A 17347-nucleotide genomic window follows, 5' to 3' on the forward strand; every position below is an offset into this window, starting at 1 on the left:
TCTCTTTTTTATGTCATTTTTGCCTTTTTTAGCCCAAAACTCTCTGAATCAGGTTTGTCCAGTTGCCGCCGCTAATCATTTCCAGATCCTTTTCTGTGAAGCCCGCTTTTCTCAGCTTTTCAATCAGAACAGGAACCTCGGAGCAGTCCTTCATGCCCTTCAGACGGGAGTCATCCTGATCGCTGTAGCTCTTCATGGAATCGGAATCCAAGAATTCAAAGAAGTCAAAGCCGAAGCCCAGATGTTCTACACCAATCTTATCTGCGATATAGGTAGCATGGTTTACCAGATGGTCAACATCCTGCTCTGCCTTGTTGTCGCTGATAAAATCACCGAAGGCATTCAGCCCAACCAGACCATTGGTATCTCTGATTGCTCTCAGCTGATCATCTGTCAGGTTTCTTGCTGCGCTTGCCAGCGCCTTCGCATTGGAATGAGATGCCAGAATAGGGCCTGTTGCCAGATCGATAACATCCCAGAAGGATTTTTCATTGATATGAGAAACGTCCAGAATCATCTTCTTTTCCTGCAGCTTCTTAATTGCCTGCTTGCCCAGCTCGGTTACACCCCTGTTGGGGTCACCCTTTACACCGGTTGCCAATGCATTTTCTTCATTCCATGTCAGCATTGCATGACGCGCACCCAAGTCATACAGCTCATCGATCTTGCTCAAATCCTCGCCGATGCCTGCCAGACCCTCGATCCCCAGCAGGATTGCAAATTTGCCTGCTGCCTCTGCCGCCTTCAGCTCCTCCACATTATGAATCAAAACAAATTCCTTTGTTTCAGCCATTTCTCCCTTGATGCCCTTAACGATAGCTTCCATTTCATCCTTAGGTGCGTGACCATTGTAGGTATCTGCCCAGATAACGAAGCATGCACCGCCGATGCCGCCCTTACGCAGTCTGTCCAGATGATGATTCTTCAATACCTGTGTTTCGCCTGCTTCTCTTTTATATCTTACATCGCTGAAAATGTCACTATGTCCATCAAAAATCATACTGTATCCCTCTTTTCTCATCTTTTGCCTTGTTTTTGCTTATAAAAATGCCGGGAAACCCCCTTGGCCCCCGGCAAATATTCATTTTTTATACGCAACTCAGCCAATGACTCTCTGAATCAAATTCATCCAGTTACCACGACAAATCATTTCCAATTCCTTGTCGCTGAAGCCTGCTTTCTTCATTTTTTCTACCATAGCAGGAACGTGTGTGCAGTCCTCCAGACCTACTGTAAAGGTATTTTCCTGATCACAGAAGGAGCCGGCAGCTTCGTCATCCAGAAATTCACAGAAGTCAAAGCCAAATGCCAGATGCTCTACACCGATTTTATTTGCAATGTAGTCTGCATGGCGAATCAAACCATCTACGGTCTGTTCCTTCACATCCTTGTCAACCAGCATATTGAAGGAGTTCAGCCCAACAATCCCGTTTGTATCTCTGATTTCCAGAAGCTGGCAGTCTGTCAGATTTCTGACTACATCTGCCAACGCTCTTGCATTGGAATGGGATGCCATCAAGGGGCCGCCGCCCACCTTTGCCATGTCCCAGAAGGTACGTTCATTTGTATGGGAAACATCTACCAGCATGTGCTTATCATGCAGCTTTCTGACAGCCTTTTTGCCCAGCTCGGTCAGCCCTCTGTTGGGGTCGCCCTTCGTCCCTGTAGACAAATCGTTCTGTTCGTTCCAGGAAAGCATTGCATGACGGCAGCCGAAATCATACAGCTCGTCAATCTTATCCAGATCCGTACCGATGCCGGAAAGCCCTTCCAGTCCGGGCAGAATATAAAACTTGCCTGCTTTTCTTGCTTCTTCGATTTCCTTCAGGTTCTTTACAACAACCGCTTCTTCACACTCAGCCATTTCGTCCTTAATGCAGTGCATCAGCTCTCCCAGTCTCTTTGCAGGATCTGCATCATAGGGAGGATCAATCCACAGAACAAAGCAGCCGCCTTCGATGTTGCCCTTTCTTAAACGAGGCAGATGGTGATTTTTCAGAACCTGCGTTTCGCCCTTCAATCTGCGAACCGTTACGTCTGTAAAAATATCACTGTGTCCGTCAAAAATCATAATTCTTGCCTTCCTTCTTTTCTTTCTTCCAATTCTATTTCTATTCTCTGTTCGCTTATGCTTATGCGCCCAAGAAGTTACCTACGATAGTACCGAAGTATGTACCTACAACGTAGCCCAGAGTACCTACCAACATGATAGGACCTACCAGCTTGATCCAGCCCTGAGAGATTGCCATAGCCGCCGCTGTTGTGGGGCCGCCGATGCAGGCGTTGGATGCCAGAATGCAGTCCTCCAGGTCAAATTTCAGCAGCTTGCCGAATACGAAGCAGAACAGCATGTTTACGATTACCATGATTGCACAGAATACCAGCAGCAGAGGTGCATTCAGGAAGATAGCCTTGATGGATGCAGGTGCGCCGATTGCAAAGAAGAACAGGTAAATCAGGTATGTACCCAATTCCTGAGAACCGGACAGACCCTCCAGTGGTTTGGAGAAAATTGTCGCGATAATCATTGTAATGGTTGTCAGAATCAGATACTTGTTGCCGAACAGACCGCCAATCAGGTCTGTGATTATGCCGTTGCCGGAAGGGAACGCTGCGGAAATGAAACCTGCGATTTCTGTGGAAACCCAAACAACGATTACGCTGATTGCAAAGTTGATTGCAATGTCACACAGAGAGATGGGTTTCTTTGCCCAGAATGCAGCCGCCTGTGTTTTTGCAGCCTCATCCACACCTCTTGCATTGATTTCATCAATATGAGGATGTGTGAATTTTGTCTTAAAGAACTTCAGTGTAGGAATCATGATCAGTACAAAGAAGTACAGAGTCATCAGCAGGTTATCCGCTACAACCGCTGCGGATGTTGTGTCGCCGGGTACCTGAAATGCACTTGCCATTGCAGCGAAGTTTACAGTACCGCCGATGTAGGAGCCTGTCATCATAGCAGCTACGCCTGCCAGATCCTTTACATGGTTGCCCAGCACCTTGAAGCCCAAGATTGCACCAACGGATGTACCGATTGCACCAATCATAAAGATAATCAGAATCTTACCTGCTTCTCTACCAATCTTACGAATGTCGCAGCTCAACAGCAGCATGGGGATTGCCATAGGAACAACATAGCCCCATACGATATCGTCGAACCAAACGCAGTTTGTAGGGATGATACCCAGGTTTGTCAAAACCAGTGCGCCAATCAAAGCAACGATCGCACCGGATACTTTAGATGCCCATTTCCATGTCTGTTCTGCATAGATAGAGAATGCAGCCCACCGCAGGTAATAGCCATCAGCGCCCATGTATTGTCAGCGCTAATCAGTGGTGTACTCATAATAATAGCCTCCTTTGAATACATAAATTTTTTTGTGATTCAAGAGCATTTTGATGTATGATAGCGGGTGTATGTATATTAAAACACTTCAATATCTTGAATCTACATGGTATATGTTAACACCCTGTTAAGAATTCGTCAATTCACTATTTCGACAAAAAAACCATTGAAATATCGTTCTTTTGTACAAATATTCATCCAAAAGTTATAAAATGATTCCTTCACACAGGGATGTTTGTTTGTCATTTGTGTACATTTCATTAGTCATATTTTCATTCAGTATTTTGATGCAATAAAGCGCACAAAAAAAGCAGATTAAATCTGATTTTTCAGATTTAACCCGCTTTCCAATTTATTCCTGCTGTTCCTTATTCTTCCTTCGGAATCCCTTTGTAAACAAATCCCTTTTCCGCATCTACCGTAATCAGCGAATGGGCAGGAATAAAGTCAACCACCTTCGCATTGCAGACAATCACAGGAATATCCAGTGCCATCCCTGCAACCTCCGCATGGCTGTTTACATTCTGATCCAGAGGCCCGACCACGATTGCCGCCGCCTTACGGATATAGGGCATAAAGCTGCTGTCCGTTGCCGTTGTCACCAGAATGTCCCCCTGATGGAAGGTGCGCTCCACGCCGTCCCTTGCGGTAATGACTCTGGCTGTGCCTGTCGCCCTTTTCGTGCCAACGCCCTTGCCCTTGCAAAGCACATCCCCCACGATATCCACACGCAGAGTGTTTGTTGCGCCGCTAAAGCCAAGGGGCATCCCCAATGCGGAAACAACCGTATCGCCGTTTTTCAGCAAGCCGCTTTTCACTGCGATTTCCAAAGCTGTATCAAATACACCGCCGCGGGGCAGCTCTCCTGTATAAAGCATCGGCTTACAGCCCCAGATGAGGTTCATCTGCCGCCATACCGTTTCGTCCGATGTGCTTGCAATGAGCGGGCAGGCAGGGCGATAACGGGAAATCATTCTTGCCGTAAAGCCGGATTTTGTTACCGTTGTGATTGCCGCCGTTTTCAGTTCTGCCGCTGTTGCGCAAGCCGCCATGCTGATCGCATTTGTAATATTCACTCTCGCCGGCTCTGTCGTATTCGCAAGCTTTGCCGCATAATCCACAGCACTTTCCGCCTTCAGTGCGATTCTCGCCATCGTTGCAACCGCCTCCAGAGGATATGCCCCTGCTGCCGTTTCGCCCGAAAGCATAATGGCATCACTGCCGTCAAAAATCGCATTTGCAACGTCATTTGCCTCTGCTCTGGTCGGGCGAGGGCTGTGTACCATGCTCTCCAGCATCTGCGTGGCAGTGATCACAGGCTTGCCGATACGGTTCGCCTTCGCAATCAGGATTTTCTGCACCAAAGGTACCTCCTCCGGCGGAATTTCTACGCCCAGATCCCCTCTGGCAACCATAATCCCGTCCGAAGCCTCCAGAATTTTATCAATATTTTCCACGCCCTGCTGATTTTCAATCTTGGAGATAATATGCATCTGTCCGCCGCCGTTTTCCTCAAGCACTCTGCGGATTTTCAGCACATCCTCCGCTGAGCGGATAAACGATGCCGCCACAATATCAAAGCCGTTCTCCACGCCGAATTTCAAATCCTCAATATCCTTTTCCATCAGGGAAGGCAGGTTCACCTCCACCCCCGGCAGGTTTACGCCCTTGCGGGATTTCACAACACCGCCGTTGATAACCTTGCAGACAACATCCGTTTCCGTAATATCCTCTACCTTCAATTCAATCAGCCCGTCATCAATCAGAATTCTGGAGCCTCTGTGTACATCCTTCGGCAGGTCTGCATAGGTCACCGAAACAATATTCACATCCCCCTCCACCTCTCTGGTGGTCAGGGTAAAGGTTGCATCCTCCTCCAGTCTCACCTTATCCTCCTTGAAGGTTTTCACGCGGATTTCGGGCCCCTTTGTATCCAGAATCAGGGGGATGGGGGCGTTCAGCTCCTCTCTCGCCTGTTTCAGCTTCGCAATCGTTTCCGCATGGGTTTCGTATGTCCCGTGGGAAAAATTGATTCTCGCGGCATCCATACCGTTCTGAATCAGCTGCTTCATAATTTCCACATCATTTGTTGCAGGCCCCAATGTGCAGACAATTTTCGTTTTTCGCATATTGCGGCACCTCCTTTTTTCTGTCGTATTTTTTCATTTCAATTAGAATTTCAATCAAATCGAAAGAATTTTGATTACATCGTAAATTTCGGGGTCTAATTCCTTGTCCATCTGTAGGGACTCCAGCAAATCCAGAATCTCGTAGCGCCCTCTGTTATAGGCAACCGCAATGTTTTCCCTGCCCTCCAGAATTGCCTTCACCGCATGATAGCCCATCATAGATGCGTGCATGCGGTCGGTCGCCGTCGGGCTGCCGCCTCTTTGCAGATGTCCCAGAATGGTCGCTCTGGTCTGAATCCCAGTAATCTCCTGAATATCCTGCGCCAGCTTCTGCGTACCGCCAACGCCCTCTGCCACTACTACTAGATTATGGCGTTTGCCGATACTTCTATTCTCCAAAATCTGCTGAATCACTCTGTCGCTGTTGATGTTTTCCTTCTCCTCAGGAAACATAACCTCCTCAGCGCCGCCGCACATACCGCACCATACAGCAATGTAGCCGGCATCTCTGCCCATCACCTCTACAACGGAGCATCTTTCATGGGAGTTGGAGGTATCTCTCAGCTTATTCAGCGCATCCATACCGGTATTGACCGCCGTATCAAAGCCAATCGTATATTCCGTCCCCTTCATATCCAGGTCAATCGTCGCAGGAATCCCCACGCCATTAACCCCTCTTTTCACCAATTCCGCCAGACCGCGATAGGAGCCGTCCCCACCGATGACAACCAGTGCATCCAGTCCCAAAATCTTATAGATTGCCGCCGCCTTATCCAGACCCTCGTCCGTCATCATTTCGGGGCAGCGTGCCGTATGCAGAATCGTACCACCAAGGTTCAGCACATTGGAAACATCTCTGCTGTGCATTTCCTTAATTTCGCCGCCAATCAGCCCTGCATAGCCCTTGCGGATACCTACAACATCCACGTCGTAATATTTTGCCGTTCTGACAACTGCACGAATTGCCGCGTTCATGCCAGGCGCATCGCCGCCGCTAGTCAGTACGCCGATTTTTCTGATTTTCTTTTCATTCTTCCGTTCTACCATCTAAATTCCTCCTCATCCTCCGCAAAAAAACTCCCACACAAAATCCTTTGCGGCATTATTTTTTCTCAATATCGACTTCGCCTGCCCGAATCATGCCGAACTGCGTATAAACCTCTGCTTTCCCTCTGATTTTCATGGCAGAGGTATTCTCCGTAAACTGCGCAATCAGAACCTCGCCCTGATCCAGCTTTTCCGTATGATGAATCTTTGTCACCTCGCCACGGGTCACGCCAATGATATTCACACCCTTTTCCAGTGCCTTCACACAAATATAGGATGTATCTGCTCCGATTTTTTCAGCCATACGCTTTCCTCCTCAATATTTCAACGCAACATTTTTTTCGCCCAGCAGCTGCCGCAGCTCCTCGCAGAGGGCATCCTCACCCGTCACCCAGTTTATGCGGTCTGCCTTCATTTTCTGTCTCGTTTTCTCATCATAAATATATACCGGCACATCCCCGTGATATTTTCGGAGAATTGCCGTAATCTGTCCGAAGGGAACACTCTGCCCTGCCGCAAGCTTCAGCCATACGGAGGACGGAATCTCTGCCGCTTCGTTCTGCTCCAGATTTTTGATATCCGCTGCAATCACCTTGCCCTCGCCATCTGCGGAAACACTCGCCCTGCCACGAATAAGCAGTACCGCATCCTCCTGCAAAAGCGGCGCACATTTTTCATACACCTTCGGGAACACCACAATCTCCATGCTCCCTTGGAAATCCTCCAGTGTGATAAACGCCATCTTATCATTATTTCTGGTATATTTCACAGAAACCCCTGCAACCATCCCACCAACGATTACCTTCGTGCTGTCCTCTATCTGTGTATGGTGCGAGCCCTCCTCATCCGGCAGAAAATCCATGCTTGTATTGCTGATTTTCTGCCGCAGCTGTTCCTCATATTCCGCCAGAGGGTGTCCGCTGACATAAATCCCCAAGGCTTCCTTTTCCATCGCGAGCCTCTCCTTCGGCGGAAATTCCCGAATGGAAGGCAGTTCATCCGTCTGCTGAAAGCTTTCGTCACCGCCCATGTCAAACAGGTTCAGCTGTCCTTCTATATTATTCTTTCTTGCATGTCCGATTCCTGCCAGAATCTCTTTATAAATCGCCATGTACTGACTGCGGAAACCGCCGAAGCTGTCCAGTGCGCCGCCCTTAATCAGTCCTTCAATGCCGCGCACGCTCCATTCTCCGCCCTCCATGCGGTTGCAGAAATCCGTCAGAGAGGTGAATTTACCGTTTTTTTCGCGCTCCACAACCAGTGCATCCACCGCACCCTTGCCGATATTCTTGATTGCCGCCAACGCAAAGCGAATCTTCCCATCGGATACGGAAAACTGCCGATATCCTTCGTTGATATCGGGGGGCAGAAGCTGAATCCCCATTTTCTTACATTCCTCGATATAGCCGCTGACCTTCGCCGCATTGTCCATCACGCTTGTCATCAGTGCCGCCATGAATTCCACGGGATAATGCGCCTTCAGCCAAGCAGTCTGATAGCCAACCACCGCATAGCAGGCAGCATGGCTTTTATTAAAGGCATATTTTGCAAAGTCCGTCATTTCATCAAAAATCTTTTCTGCCGCTTCTATGGGAATCCCGTTTTTCACACAGCCGGGCACCTCGTCCCCATCCCCATGGATAAATTTTTCCCGTTCCTCTGCCATCACGGATGCCTTTTTCTTACTCATCGCACGGCGCACAAGGTCACTTCTGCCAAGGCTGTAGCCTGCCAGATCCCGCACAATCTGCATTACCTGCTCCTGATACACGATACAGCCGTAGGTGTTTTCCAGAATCGGCTCCAGCTTCGGATGGGTATACTGCACCTTGCCGCCTGCGTTTTTCCCCTTGATATATTTCGGGATAAAATCCATCGGCCCGGGGCGATAAAGCGCAATCCCCGCAATCATATCCTCCAAACAGCGTGGCTGCAGCTCTCGCATAAACTGCTTCATGCCGCCGCTTTCCAGCTGAAACACGCCCTCTGTTTTGCCTTGGCAAATCATGTCATACACCATAGAATCATTTTCGGGCAGCTCCTCCATGTTTAACCGAATCCCATGGATACGCTCAATTTCCTGCACCGCGGACTGGATCACCGTCAGTGTCCGCAGTCCCAGAAAGTCCATTTTCAGCAGTCCCAGCTCCTCCAGAATCGTCATGGTGTACTGGGTATTGATCTGCCCGTCATTCGCACTCAGCGGTACATATTCCATAACAGGCTCACGGCAGATAACCACGCCGGCGGCATGGGTAGAGGAATGGCGCGGCAAGCCCTCTAAGCGCAGAGAGGTATCAATCAACCGCTTCGTATCCGCTTCCTCCTCATAAGCATGCTTGAGGTCGGGGTTCATTTTCAGTGCCTTTTCAATCGTAATGCCCAGTTCTGCCGGAATCATCTTGGAAATGCGGTCAACATCCGCATAGGGCATTGCCAGCGCGCGCCCAACGTCCTTGATTGCCGCTCGCGCCGCCATCGTCCCGAAGGTAATAATCTGCGCCACATTTGCCTCGCCATATTTGCGGATGACATAATCAATCACCTCCTGCCGCCGTTCATAGCAGAAGTCAATGTCAATATCCGGCATGCTGACACGCTCAGGGTTCAGAAACCGCTCAAAAATCAGATCATATTTCAACGGATCAATTGTTGTAATGGAAAGGCAGTAGGAAACCATGCTCCCTGCCGCAGAGCCGCGCCCCGGCCCAACAATAATGCCGTTATCCTTCGCATATTTGATAAAATCCCAAACGATCAGGAAATAATCCACATACCCCATATTTTCAATCGTGGTAAGCTCATATTCCAGCCGTTCCTTCCATTCTTCCTTCGCCGCAGGGTATTTCTTTGCAAACCCTGCATAACAAATCTCGCGCAGATAGCCTTCTGCCGTTTTCCCATCGGGTACATCAAAGCGTGGCAGCTTCAATTCATGGAACGTAAAGCTCACATTGCACCGCTCGGCAATCCTTGCCGTATTGGCGCAGGCCTCAGGTGCAAAGGAAAACAAATCATACATTTCCTTCGGGCTTTTCACATAAAACTGGCCGCCCTCATAACGCATCCTGTCCTCATCCAGAACCGTTTTCCCCGTCTGGATGCAAAGCAGAATATCATGCGGCTCTGCGTCCTCTTTATAAATATAATGGCTGTCATTTGTACAGATGAGCGGAATCCCTGTCTCTCTGCTCATCCGCACCAACGCCTCATTCACAATTTTCTGCTCCCGAATCCCATGATCCTGCAATTCCAAAAAGTAATTGCCCTCCCCGAAAATATCAAGATATTCCAGCGCGACCTCCTTCGCCTTCTCATAGGATACATTCAGAATATTTCTGGGTACCTCCCCTGCCAGACATGCGCTTGATGCAATAATGCCCTTGCTGTATTTCCGCAGAAGCTCCTTATCCACACGCGGCTTATAATAAAACCCTTCGGTAAAGCCATAGGAAACCAACTTAATCAGATTATGGTAGCCCTCATTATTTTCAGCCAGAAGAACCAGATGATAATAACCGCCGCCCTTGCCCTCCTTTGTGAAGCGAGAGCCCTCCGCCACATAAACCTCACAGCCGAGAATCGGCTTGATGCCGGCCTCCAGTGCCGCCTTGTAAAATTCCACCGCACCATACATCGCACCGTGGTCGGTGATGGCAATGCTGTCCATCCCCAGCTCCTTCACCCGCTGCACCAGCTCCTTTATCTTGGCAGAGCCGTCCAGAAGGCTGTATTCCGTATGAACATGAAGATGCGTAAACGGTTTCTTCTCCCGTTCTCTTTCCTGCATTTCCAATTTCCGCACCTCCTTTGTTTTCTAAAAATCTCTTTTCCTATCGTTTCAGTATATCATATTTTTCCACGCAGAAAAACGCCCTAGCCCGGAAAAAATTCTTTTTTCTCTCAAAAAAACAGTTGACAAATGTCTTTTGGATGTTATAATAGTCCTCAACAACTTGATAGCAAAAAGCGATGACGAAGAGGACTGAGTGTCTGCGTTTTCAGAGAGTCGGCGGTTGCTGTGAGCCGATAACAATTTCATTCAATAGTCTATGGCTTCTGAGCTGGAGGTTCGAAAATACAAACGTATCGGTAGGCTCCTCCCGTGACTGCTGCGTAAAAGCATAGGGCTTGTTTGAGCCCGAAGAGGTGGCATATTTTATATGCAATTTGAGTGGTACCGCGGTTTATACTGGCCGTCTCAAGGTTTTTCCTTGGGACGGCTTTTTTATTACCTGTTGCCTGTCCTCGCATTTGCTGCAACCAACATCAACTTTATTTTATATTTTTACTAAGGAGGAACGAAGCATGAGTGAATATCGTATCGAAACAAAATGTGTACAGGGTGGCTATACCCCCGGCAATGGGGAGCCCAGACAGATTCCCATTTACCAGAGCACCACATTCAAATATGACACAAGTGAGCACATGGGGCAGCTTTTTGATTTGGAGGCATCCGGCTATTTCTATTCCAGACTGCAAAACCCCACCTGCGATCTGGTTGCGGCAAAAATTGCTGCGCTGGAAGGCGGCACAGCAGCAATGCTGACCTCCTCCGGACAGGCGGCAAATTTCTACGCCGTATTCAATGTTGCAAATTGCGGGGATCATGTCGTTGCATCCTCCACCATCTACGGCGGCACATTTAACCTTTTCTCTGTAACCATGAAGAAAATGGGCATCGATTTCACCTTCGTTGCGCCCGACTGCACAGAGGAAGAACTTGCAGCGGCATTCAAACCCAATACAAAGGCAGTCTTTGGCGAAACCATCGCAAACCCCGCCTTGAGTGTTCTGGATATCGAGCGTTTCGCAAAGGTGGCACACGCACATGGCGTTCCTCTGATTATTGACAACACCTTTGCAACCCCCATCAACTGCCGTCCCATCGAATGGGGTGCGGATATCGTTACCCATTCCACCACAAAATACATGGACGGTCACGGCGCGGCTGTCGGCGGCTGTATCGTAGACAGCGGCAATTTCGATTGGTTGGCACATGCCGATAAATTCCCCGGTCTCTGCACTCCCGATGACAGCTACCACGGCATTACCTATGCGGAAAAATTCGGTCAGGGCGGCGCATTTATCACAAAGGCAACCGCACAGCTGATGCGTGACTTCGGCTCTACCCAGTCTCCCCAGTCTGCCTTCCTGCTGAATCTGGGTCTGGAAAGCCTGCATGTGCGGATTCCCCGTCACTGCGAAAACGGCTTAGCTGTCGCAAAATATCTGAAAAACCACGATTTGATTTCCTATGTCATCTATCCCGGTCTGGAAGGAGATAAATATTACGAAACAGCGAAAAAATATCTGCCGAACGGCTCCTGCGGCGTTGTCAGCTTTGGCGTAAAGGGCGGCAGAAAGGCGGCGGAAGCCTTCATGGGGCATCTGAAAACAGCCGCTATCGAAACCCATGTTGCAGATGCACGCACCTGCTGCCTGCACCCCGCAAGCTCCACCCACAGACAGATGACAGATGCAGAGCTGGCGGCTGCTGGCGTACCTGCGGATATGGTTCGCCTGTCCTGTGGTCTGGAAAATGCACAGGATTTGATTGACGATATTGCACAGGCACTCGAAGCTATCAGATAAGCATACGAAAGAAACGGAGATTATAGCAATGCCCATTAAAATACCCAATGAATTACCCGCAGCCAAGGTGCTGACCGATGAAAACATTTTTATCATGACAGAAACGCGTGCGATCACACAGGATATTCGTGCTCTGAAGATCCTGCTGTTAAACCTCATGCCGACAAAAATCGATACCGAAACACAGCTTTCCCGTCTCTTGGGCAATACCGCCCTGCAAATTGAGCTGGAGCTGATTCATACCAGAAGCCACGAATCCAAAAACACACCGGTGGATCATCTGCTTGCCTTCTATAAAACCTTCGACGAGGTAAAGGAGCAAAATTGGGATGGTCTGATTATCACAGGCGCGCCCATCGAACAGATGGAATTTGAAGAGGTGGAATATTGGGACGAGCTGGTGGAAATCATGGAATGGAGCAAAACCCATGTCCACAGCACCTTCCATATCTGCTGGGGCGCACAGGCAGGTCTGTATTATCATTACGGCATCAAAAAACACATGATGCAGGATAAAATGTTCGGCGTATTTCCGCATAAGCTGGATAAAAAGACCTCTATCCTCTTCCGTGGCTCGGATGATATCTTCTATGTCCCCCATTCCAGACATACCACTGTCTACCGCGAGGACATCGAAAAGGAACCGCGCCTGAAAATCATTGCATCCTCTGATGAAGCAGGGGTATACGCCATCCATAATGACGGCGGCAGTCAGATTTTCATTATGGGACATTCGGAATACGATCCCCGTACTCTGGAAAAGGAATACCTGCGGGATAAAAACGCAGGACTTCCCATCGAAGTACCCAAAAATTATTATCCCAACGATGATGATACACAGGAGCCTCTGGTAACATGGAGAGCGCATGCAAATCTGCTCTACTCCAACTGGCTGAATTATTTCGTCTACCAGACCTCCCCCTATGATATCACGCAGATTAACCAAAACCAGTAATACGCCAAAAGGAGCCTTTCGGCTCCTTTTAGGGTGTCGACTTTGTCGACACCCTAAGTCGAAATCAGGATTTCGACTTGCTAAGACAGAAGAATAAACAGACGAGTTCCATCAGCTTAAAAGCCTCGAAACTCGCTGTTTTCCTCGCCGGAAGTGAATTCCGACTGCGGATTCCATTTGGGAAACTACTTACCGCCCAAGAAGGGGCGGCAGGCGAAGCCTGCTTTGCGTAGCAAAGTAATGAACAGTTTGTTTCCCAAGCCCTTCCGCTATCTCAAAATTACTTTGTCTACAGTCTGAAAGGAGCCTTTCGGCTCCTTTTTTTATGTGCTACGTTCTTAGGTACGAAGCTGTTTTCCTTTCCCTCATACATAAAAAAGACGAGATATATTTCTATATCTCGCCTTTTGATTATGCGTAATCGCTCAAAAGATTAGCCCTGAGCCAGCTTTTTGTAGCCTTCCAGTCTTTCTTTTGCTGTTGCTTCTGTCTGTTCAAACAGTTCTTCAGCGATTTCAGGGAATGTTCTCTGCAGAGAGCTGTAACGAACTTCGCTCAGCAGGAATTCTCTGAAGTTGCCTGTAGGTTCTTTGGAGTCCAGAGTGAAGGGATTCTTGCCTTCCTTCTTCAGTTCAGGGTTGAATCTGTACATCTGCCAGTAGCCTGCTTCAACTGCACGTTTGATTTCGTTCTGCGCACCGGACATGCCGCCCTTCAGACCGTGGTTGATACAAGGAGCGTAAGCGATGATCAGGGAAGGACCATGGTATTTTTCAGCTTCTACCAGAGCCTTAACCAGCTGGTTCTTGTCTGCGCCCATAGCAACCTGTGCAACGTATACATAGCCATAGGACATAGCCATCATACCCAGGTCTTTTTTCTTAACTCTCTTACCGGATGCAGCGAACTGAGCAACTGCACCAACGGGTGTAGATTTGGATGCCTGACCGCCTGTGTTGGAGTAAACTTCTGTATCCAATACCAGAACGTTTACATCTTCGCCGGATGCCAGTACGTGGTCCAGACCGCCGTAACCGATATCGTAAGCCCAGCCGTCACCACCGAAGATCCACTGAGACTTCTTAGCCAGCTGATCCTTGTTTTCCAGAACATAAGCAACGATGTTCTTAGCTTCTGCATCTGCGCCGTTGTAAGCTTCCAGAGCAGCAACCAGAGCCTTCGTAGCTTCCTTGGAAGCCTCGCCGTCGTTCATTGTTTCTACCCAAGCATCAACAACACCTGCAACGGATGCATCGATTGCTTTCAGGTTTTCCAGTTTATCCTTCAGGCCATTTCTCATGTGCTTAACTGCGGAAGCCATACCCAGACCATATTCTGCGTTGTCTTCGAACAGGGAGTTTGCCCATGCAGGACCATGACCGTCTTTGTTTGTTGTGTAAGGCATAGAAGGTGCGGAACCACCCCAGATGGAGGAGCAGCCTGTTGCGTTTGCAACATACATTCTGTCGCCGAACAGCTGAGTTACCAGTTTTGCATAAGGTGTTTCACCACAACCTGCGCAAGCGCCGGAGAACTCAAGCAGAGGCTGTTCGAACTGAGAGCCCTTAACGGATTCCTTGCTCATAGGGTTAGCCTTATGTGCAACTTCGTCCATAGCGAAATCCCAGTTAGCAGCTTCAGCTTCCTGTGTTTCCAGAGGCTTCATTTCCAGAGCCTTGTTAGGAGCAGGACATACTACTGCACAGCTGCCGCAGCCCAGACAGTCCAGAGAGGAAACCTGCATTCTGTATTTCAGACCTGCAAATGCAGCGCCGCCCTTTGCTTCTACAGCCTTGAATGCTGCGGGAGCCTTAGCCAGTTCTTCGTCTGTTACCAGAATAGGTCTGATTGCAGCGTGAGGACATACATAAGAGCACTGGTTACACTGGATACAGTTTTCAGCGTTCCATTCGGGTACGTTAACTGCAACACCACGTTTTTCGTAAGCAGCTGTACCTGTAGGGAAGTGACCGTCTTCTCTGCCGGAGAATGCGGATACGGGCAGCTTGTCGCCTTCCTGTGCGTTCATGGGTTCAACGATATTCTTAACGAATTCTGTTTTCTTTCTTGCTGCTGCAGCTTCTGTATCTTCTGCAGTTGCCCAAGAAGCAGGGATTTCAACCTTAACAGCACCGTCTACACCACGGTCAACAGCAGCGTAGTTCATGTTCAGGATTGTGTCACCCTTCTTACCATAGGATTTTGTGATAGCCGCTTTCATGTATTCTACAGCCTGATCAATGGGGATGATGTTAGCCAGCTTGAAGAATGCAGCCTGCAGAACTGTGTTGATTCTGTTGCCCAGACCGATTTCGCCTGCGATAGCTGTACCATTGATGATGTAGAAGTTTGCGTTCTTAGCAGCCAGCTGTCTTTTCAGCTTTGCGGGCAGCTTTTCATCCAGTTCGTCTACAGTCCATGTTGTGTTCAGCAGGAATGTACCATTGGGGTTCAGCTCTGTAACCATGTCGTACAGATGAACATATTCCTGTTTATGACAAGCAACGAAGTCTGCTGTTTTTACCAGATATGTAGATCTGATGGGTGTATCACCGAAACGCAGGTGAGACTGTGTAATACCACCGGATTTCTTGGAGTCATAGCTGAAGTATGCCTGTGCATATTTGTCTGTATGGTCACCAATGATCTTGATGGAGTTCTTGTTTGCACCTACAGTACCGTCAGCACCCAGACCCCAGAATTTGCAGGAGATTGTGCCGTCGTTGCCTGTAACGTTAACTTCTTCGCCAACTTCCAGGGATGTGTTAGTAACGTCATCCACGATACCCAGTGTGAAGTGGTTTTTGGGTTTATCCAGTGTCAGGTTTGCATATACTGCCAGGAACTGTGCAGGTGTAACGTCCTTGGAACCCAGACCGTAACGACCGCCAACTACAACGGGAGCGGATTCTGCTTCAAACAGTGCTGTACAAACGTCCATGTACAGAGGTTCGCCCTGTGCGCCGGGTTCTTTTGTTCTGTCCAGAACAGCAATCTTCTTCGCTGTTGCAGGGATAACCTCCAGCAGCTTTTCTGCTACGAAGGGACGGAACAGATGTACCTTAACCAGACCAACCTTTTCGCCCTTTGCTGTCAGGTAGTCGATTGTTTCTTCGATTGCTTCACAAGCGGAGCCCATAGCGATGATGATTCTGTCAGCATCAGCTGCGCCATAGTAGTTGAACAGTCTGTAATCTCTGCCTGTGATTCTGTTGATTTCGCCCATGTATTCTTCTACTACTGCGGGCAGAGCATTGTAGAATTTGTTTGCTGCTTCACGGCCCTGGAAGTAGATGTCGGGGTTCTGAGCTGTACCTCTGATAACGGGATGTTCGGGGTTCAGCGCATTTCTCTTGAATGTGTTTACTGCATCCATATCGATGATCTTTGCCAGTTCATCATAGTCGATGCATTCAATCTTCTGGATTTCGTGAGATGTACGGAAACCATCGAAGAAGTGCAGGAAAGGTACACGACCTTTGATTGCGGACAGGTGTGCAACGCAAGCCAGGTCCATAACCTCCTGTACGGAGTTGGAAACCAGCATAGCGAAACCTGTCTGACGACAAGCCATAACGTCGGAGTGATCACCGAAGATGGACAGTGCATGTGCAGCCAGAGCACGTGCTGTTACGTGGAATACGCAGGGCAGCAGTTCGCCGGCAATTTTGTACATATTGGGGATCATCAGCAGCAGACCCTGAGATGCTGTGTAGGTTGTTGTCAGCGCACCGGCTGCCAGAGAGCCGTGTACTGTACCGGAAGCACCTGCTTCGGACTGCATTTCTACTACTTTAACTGTCTGACCAAAAAGGTTCTTTTTACCATTCGCTGCCCAGTCGTCTGTTTTTTCAGCCATGGGAGAGGAAGGTGTGATGGGGAAGATACCGGCAACTTCTGTAAACGCATAGGAAGCGTATGCAGCAGCTTCGTTACCGTCCATCGTTTTCATTACTTTAGACATTTCTTTTTCTCCTCCTTTTAAAATTTAGAGAGTTCTGTTTGTTCCGAGGGATATCCCCCGTCTTTCATCTTTTGCAGCCATCAAAAATGGCGGCTCACCCTTTTTTCGGTATATAAAGAAAGTTTATCAATCATGTTGTCTTACAACAGCAGTCTTCCCCTATACATCCGAAACGGGATTTTTTACGTAATTATTATACAATTAAATCTTTTTCATTTCAACAGCAAAATGAAAAAACCCCCGTTATGTTTCTAACAAGATACTTTTTGTGATGTTGCTTACATGTCTTTTGTTTTTTAAAATATTTT

Annotated in this window: 10 protein-coding genes and 1 other annotated feature; of the genes, 2 read left to right on the top strand and 8 right to left on the bottom strand. The window is 48.4% G+C overall.

Annotation, left to right across the window (positions count from 1 at the left end):
* Positions 1-28: 28 nt before the first annotated feature.
* The 7 genes from EJE48_RS01855 to EJE48_RS01885 form a co-directional block, all read right to left on the bottom strand.
* The gene (locus EJE48_RS01855; protein WP_118582670.1) at positions 29-1000 is read right to left on the bottom strand and encodes a dipeptidase; all 972 of its coding nucleotides are present in this window, start codon (positions 998-1000) and stop codon (positions 29-31) included.
* Positions 1001-1099: 99 nt separating this feature from the next.
* Positions 1100-2071 carry a dipeptidase gene (locus tag EJE48_RS01860; RefSeq protein ID WP_016407773.1) on the bottom strand — a complete coding sequence of 324 codons (972 nt, stop codon included), beginning with the start codon at positions 2069-2071 and terminating at the stop codon, positions 1100-1102.
* 61 nt (positions 2072-2132) lie between these two features.
* Positions 2133-3317 (bottom strand): DUF819 family protein, encoded by a 1185-nt coding sequence (locus EJE48_RS01865; RefSeq protein ID WP_330548466.1) that lies wholly within the window; start codon positions 3315-3317, stop codon positions 2133-2135.
* A 400-nt stretch (positions 3318-3717) separates the two neighbouring features.
* Positions 3718-5478, bottom strand: a complete 1761-nt coding sequence (pyk, locus tag EJE48_RS01870; RefSeq protein WP_016407775.1) for a pyruvate kinase — start codon at positions 5476-5478, stop codon at positions 3718-3720.
* Between the two features lie 54 nt (positions 5479-5532).
* A complete protein-coding gene (locus tag EJE48_RS01875; RefSeq protein ID WP_016407776.1) occupies positions 5533-6525 on the bottom strand; it encodes an ATP-dependent 6-phosphofructokinase in 993 nt (330 codons plus the stop codon).
* A gap of 55 nt (positions 6526-6580) precedes the next feature.
* Complete coding sequence (gene mtrB, locus EJE48_RS01880) at positions 6581-6829, bottom strand: trp RNA-binding attenuation protein MtrB (RefSeq protein WP_016407777.1); 249 nt, start codon at positions 6827-6829, stop codon at positions 6581-6583.
* A 12-nt stretch (positions 6830-6841) separates the two neighbouring features.
* A complete protein-coding gene (locus tag EJE48_RS01885; protein WP_118582703.1) occupies positions 6842-10315 on the bottom strand; it encodes a DNA polymerase III subunit alpha in 3474 nt (1157 codons plus the stop codon).
* A gap of 173 nt (positions 10316-10488) precedes the next feature.
* Positions 10489-10732, top strand: a binding site (T-box leader).
* 101 nt (positions 10733-10833) lie between these two features.
* On the opposite strand from EJE48_RS01885, the gene EJE48_RS01890 reads away from it, so the two are divergent.
* The gene (locus EJE48_RS01890; RefSeq protein WP_118582661.1) at positions 10834-12120 is read left to right on the top strand and encodes an O-acetylhomoserine aminocarboxypropyltransferase/cysteine synthase family protein; all 1287 of its coding nucleotides are present in this window, start codon (positions 10834-10836) and stop codon (positions 12118-12120) included.
* Positions 12121-12148: 28 nt separating this feature from the next.
* Positions 12149-13075, top strand: coding sequence for a homoserine O-acetyltransferase MetA (gene metA / locus EJE48_RS01895; RefSeq protein WP_118582658.1), 927 nt, complete (start codon positions 12149-12151; stop codon positions 13073-13075).
* Positions 13076-13508: 433 nt separating this feature from the next.
* On the opposite strand, the gene nifJ is transcribed toward metA, so the two are convergent.
* Positions 13509-17039 (bottom strand): pyruvate:ferredoxin (flavodoxin) oxidoreductase, encoded by a 3531-nt coding sequence (nifJ, locus tag EJE48_RS01900; protein ID WP_118582655.1) that lies wholly within the window; start codon positions 17037-17039, stop codon positions 13509-13511.
* Positions 17040-17347 lie beyond the last annotated feature (308 nt).

The organism is Anaerotignum faecicola, from assembly GCF_003865035.1.
GTDB classification, from domain to species: Bacteria; Bacillota; Clostridia; order Lachnospirales; family Anaerotignaceae; genus Anaerotignum_A; species Anaerotignum_A faecicola.

Excerpts from the sequence above, each read along its gene's own strand:
- nifJ (WP_118582655.1), bottom strand. The coding sequence starts at position 17,039 with ATGTCTAAAGTAATGAAAACGATGGACGGTAACGAAGCTGCTGCATAC.
- EJE48_RS01860 (WP_016407773.1), bottom strand. The coding sequence starts at position 2,071 with ATGATTTTTGACGGACACAGTGATATTTTTACAGACGTAACGGTTCGC.
- EJE48_RS01865 (WP_330548466.1), bottom strand. The coding sequence starts at position 3,317 with ATGGGCGCTGATGGCTATTACCTGCGGTGGGCTGCATTCTCTATCTAT.
- pyk (WP_016407775.1), bottom strand. The coding sequence starts at position 5,478 with ATGCGAAAAACGAAAATTGTCTGCACATTGGGGCCTGCAACAAATGAT.
- mtrB (WP_016407777.1), bottom strand. The coding sequence starts at position 6,829 with ATGGCTGAAAAAATCGGAGCAGATACATCCTATATTTGTGTGAAGGCA.
- metA (WP_118582658.1), top strand. The coding sequence starts at position 12,149 with ATGCCCATTAAAATACCCAATGAATTACCCGCAGCCAAGGTGCTGACC.
- EJE48_RS01885 (WP_118582703.1), bottom strand. The coding sequence starts at position 10,315 with ATGCAGGAAAGAGAACGGGAGAAGAAACCGTTTACGCATCTTCATGTT.
- EJE48_RS01875 (WP_016407776.1), bottom strand. The coding sequence starts at position 6,525 with ATGGTAGAACGGAAGAATGAAAAGAAAATCAGAAAAATCGGCGTACTG.
- EJE48_RS01890 (WP_118582661.1), top strand. The coding sequence starts at position 10,834 with ATGAGTGAATATCGTATCGAAACAAAATGTGTACAGGGTGGCTATACC.
- EJE48_RS01855 (WP_118582670.1), bottom strand. The coding sequence starts at position 1,000 with ATGATTTTTGATGGACATAGTGACATTTTCAGCGATGTAAGATATAAA.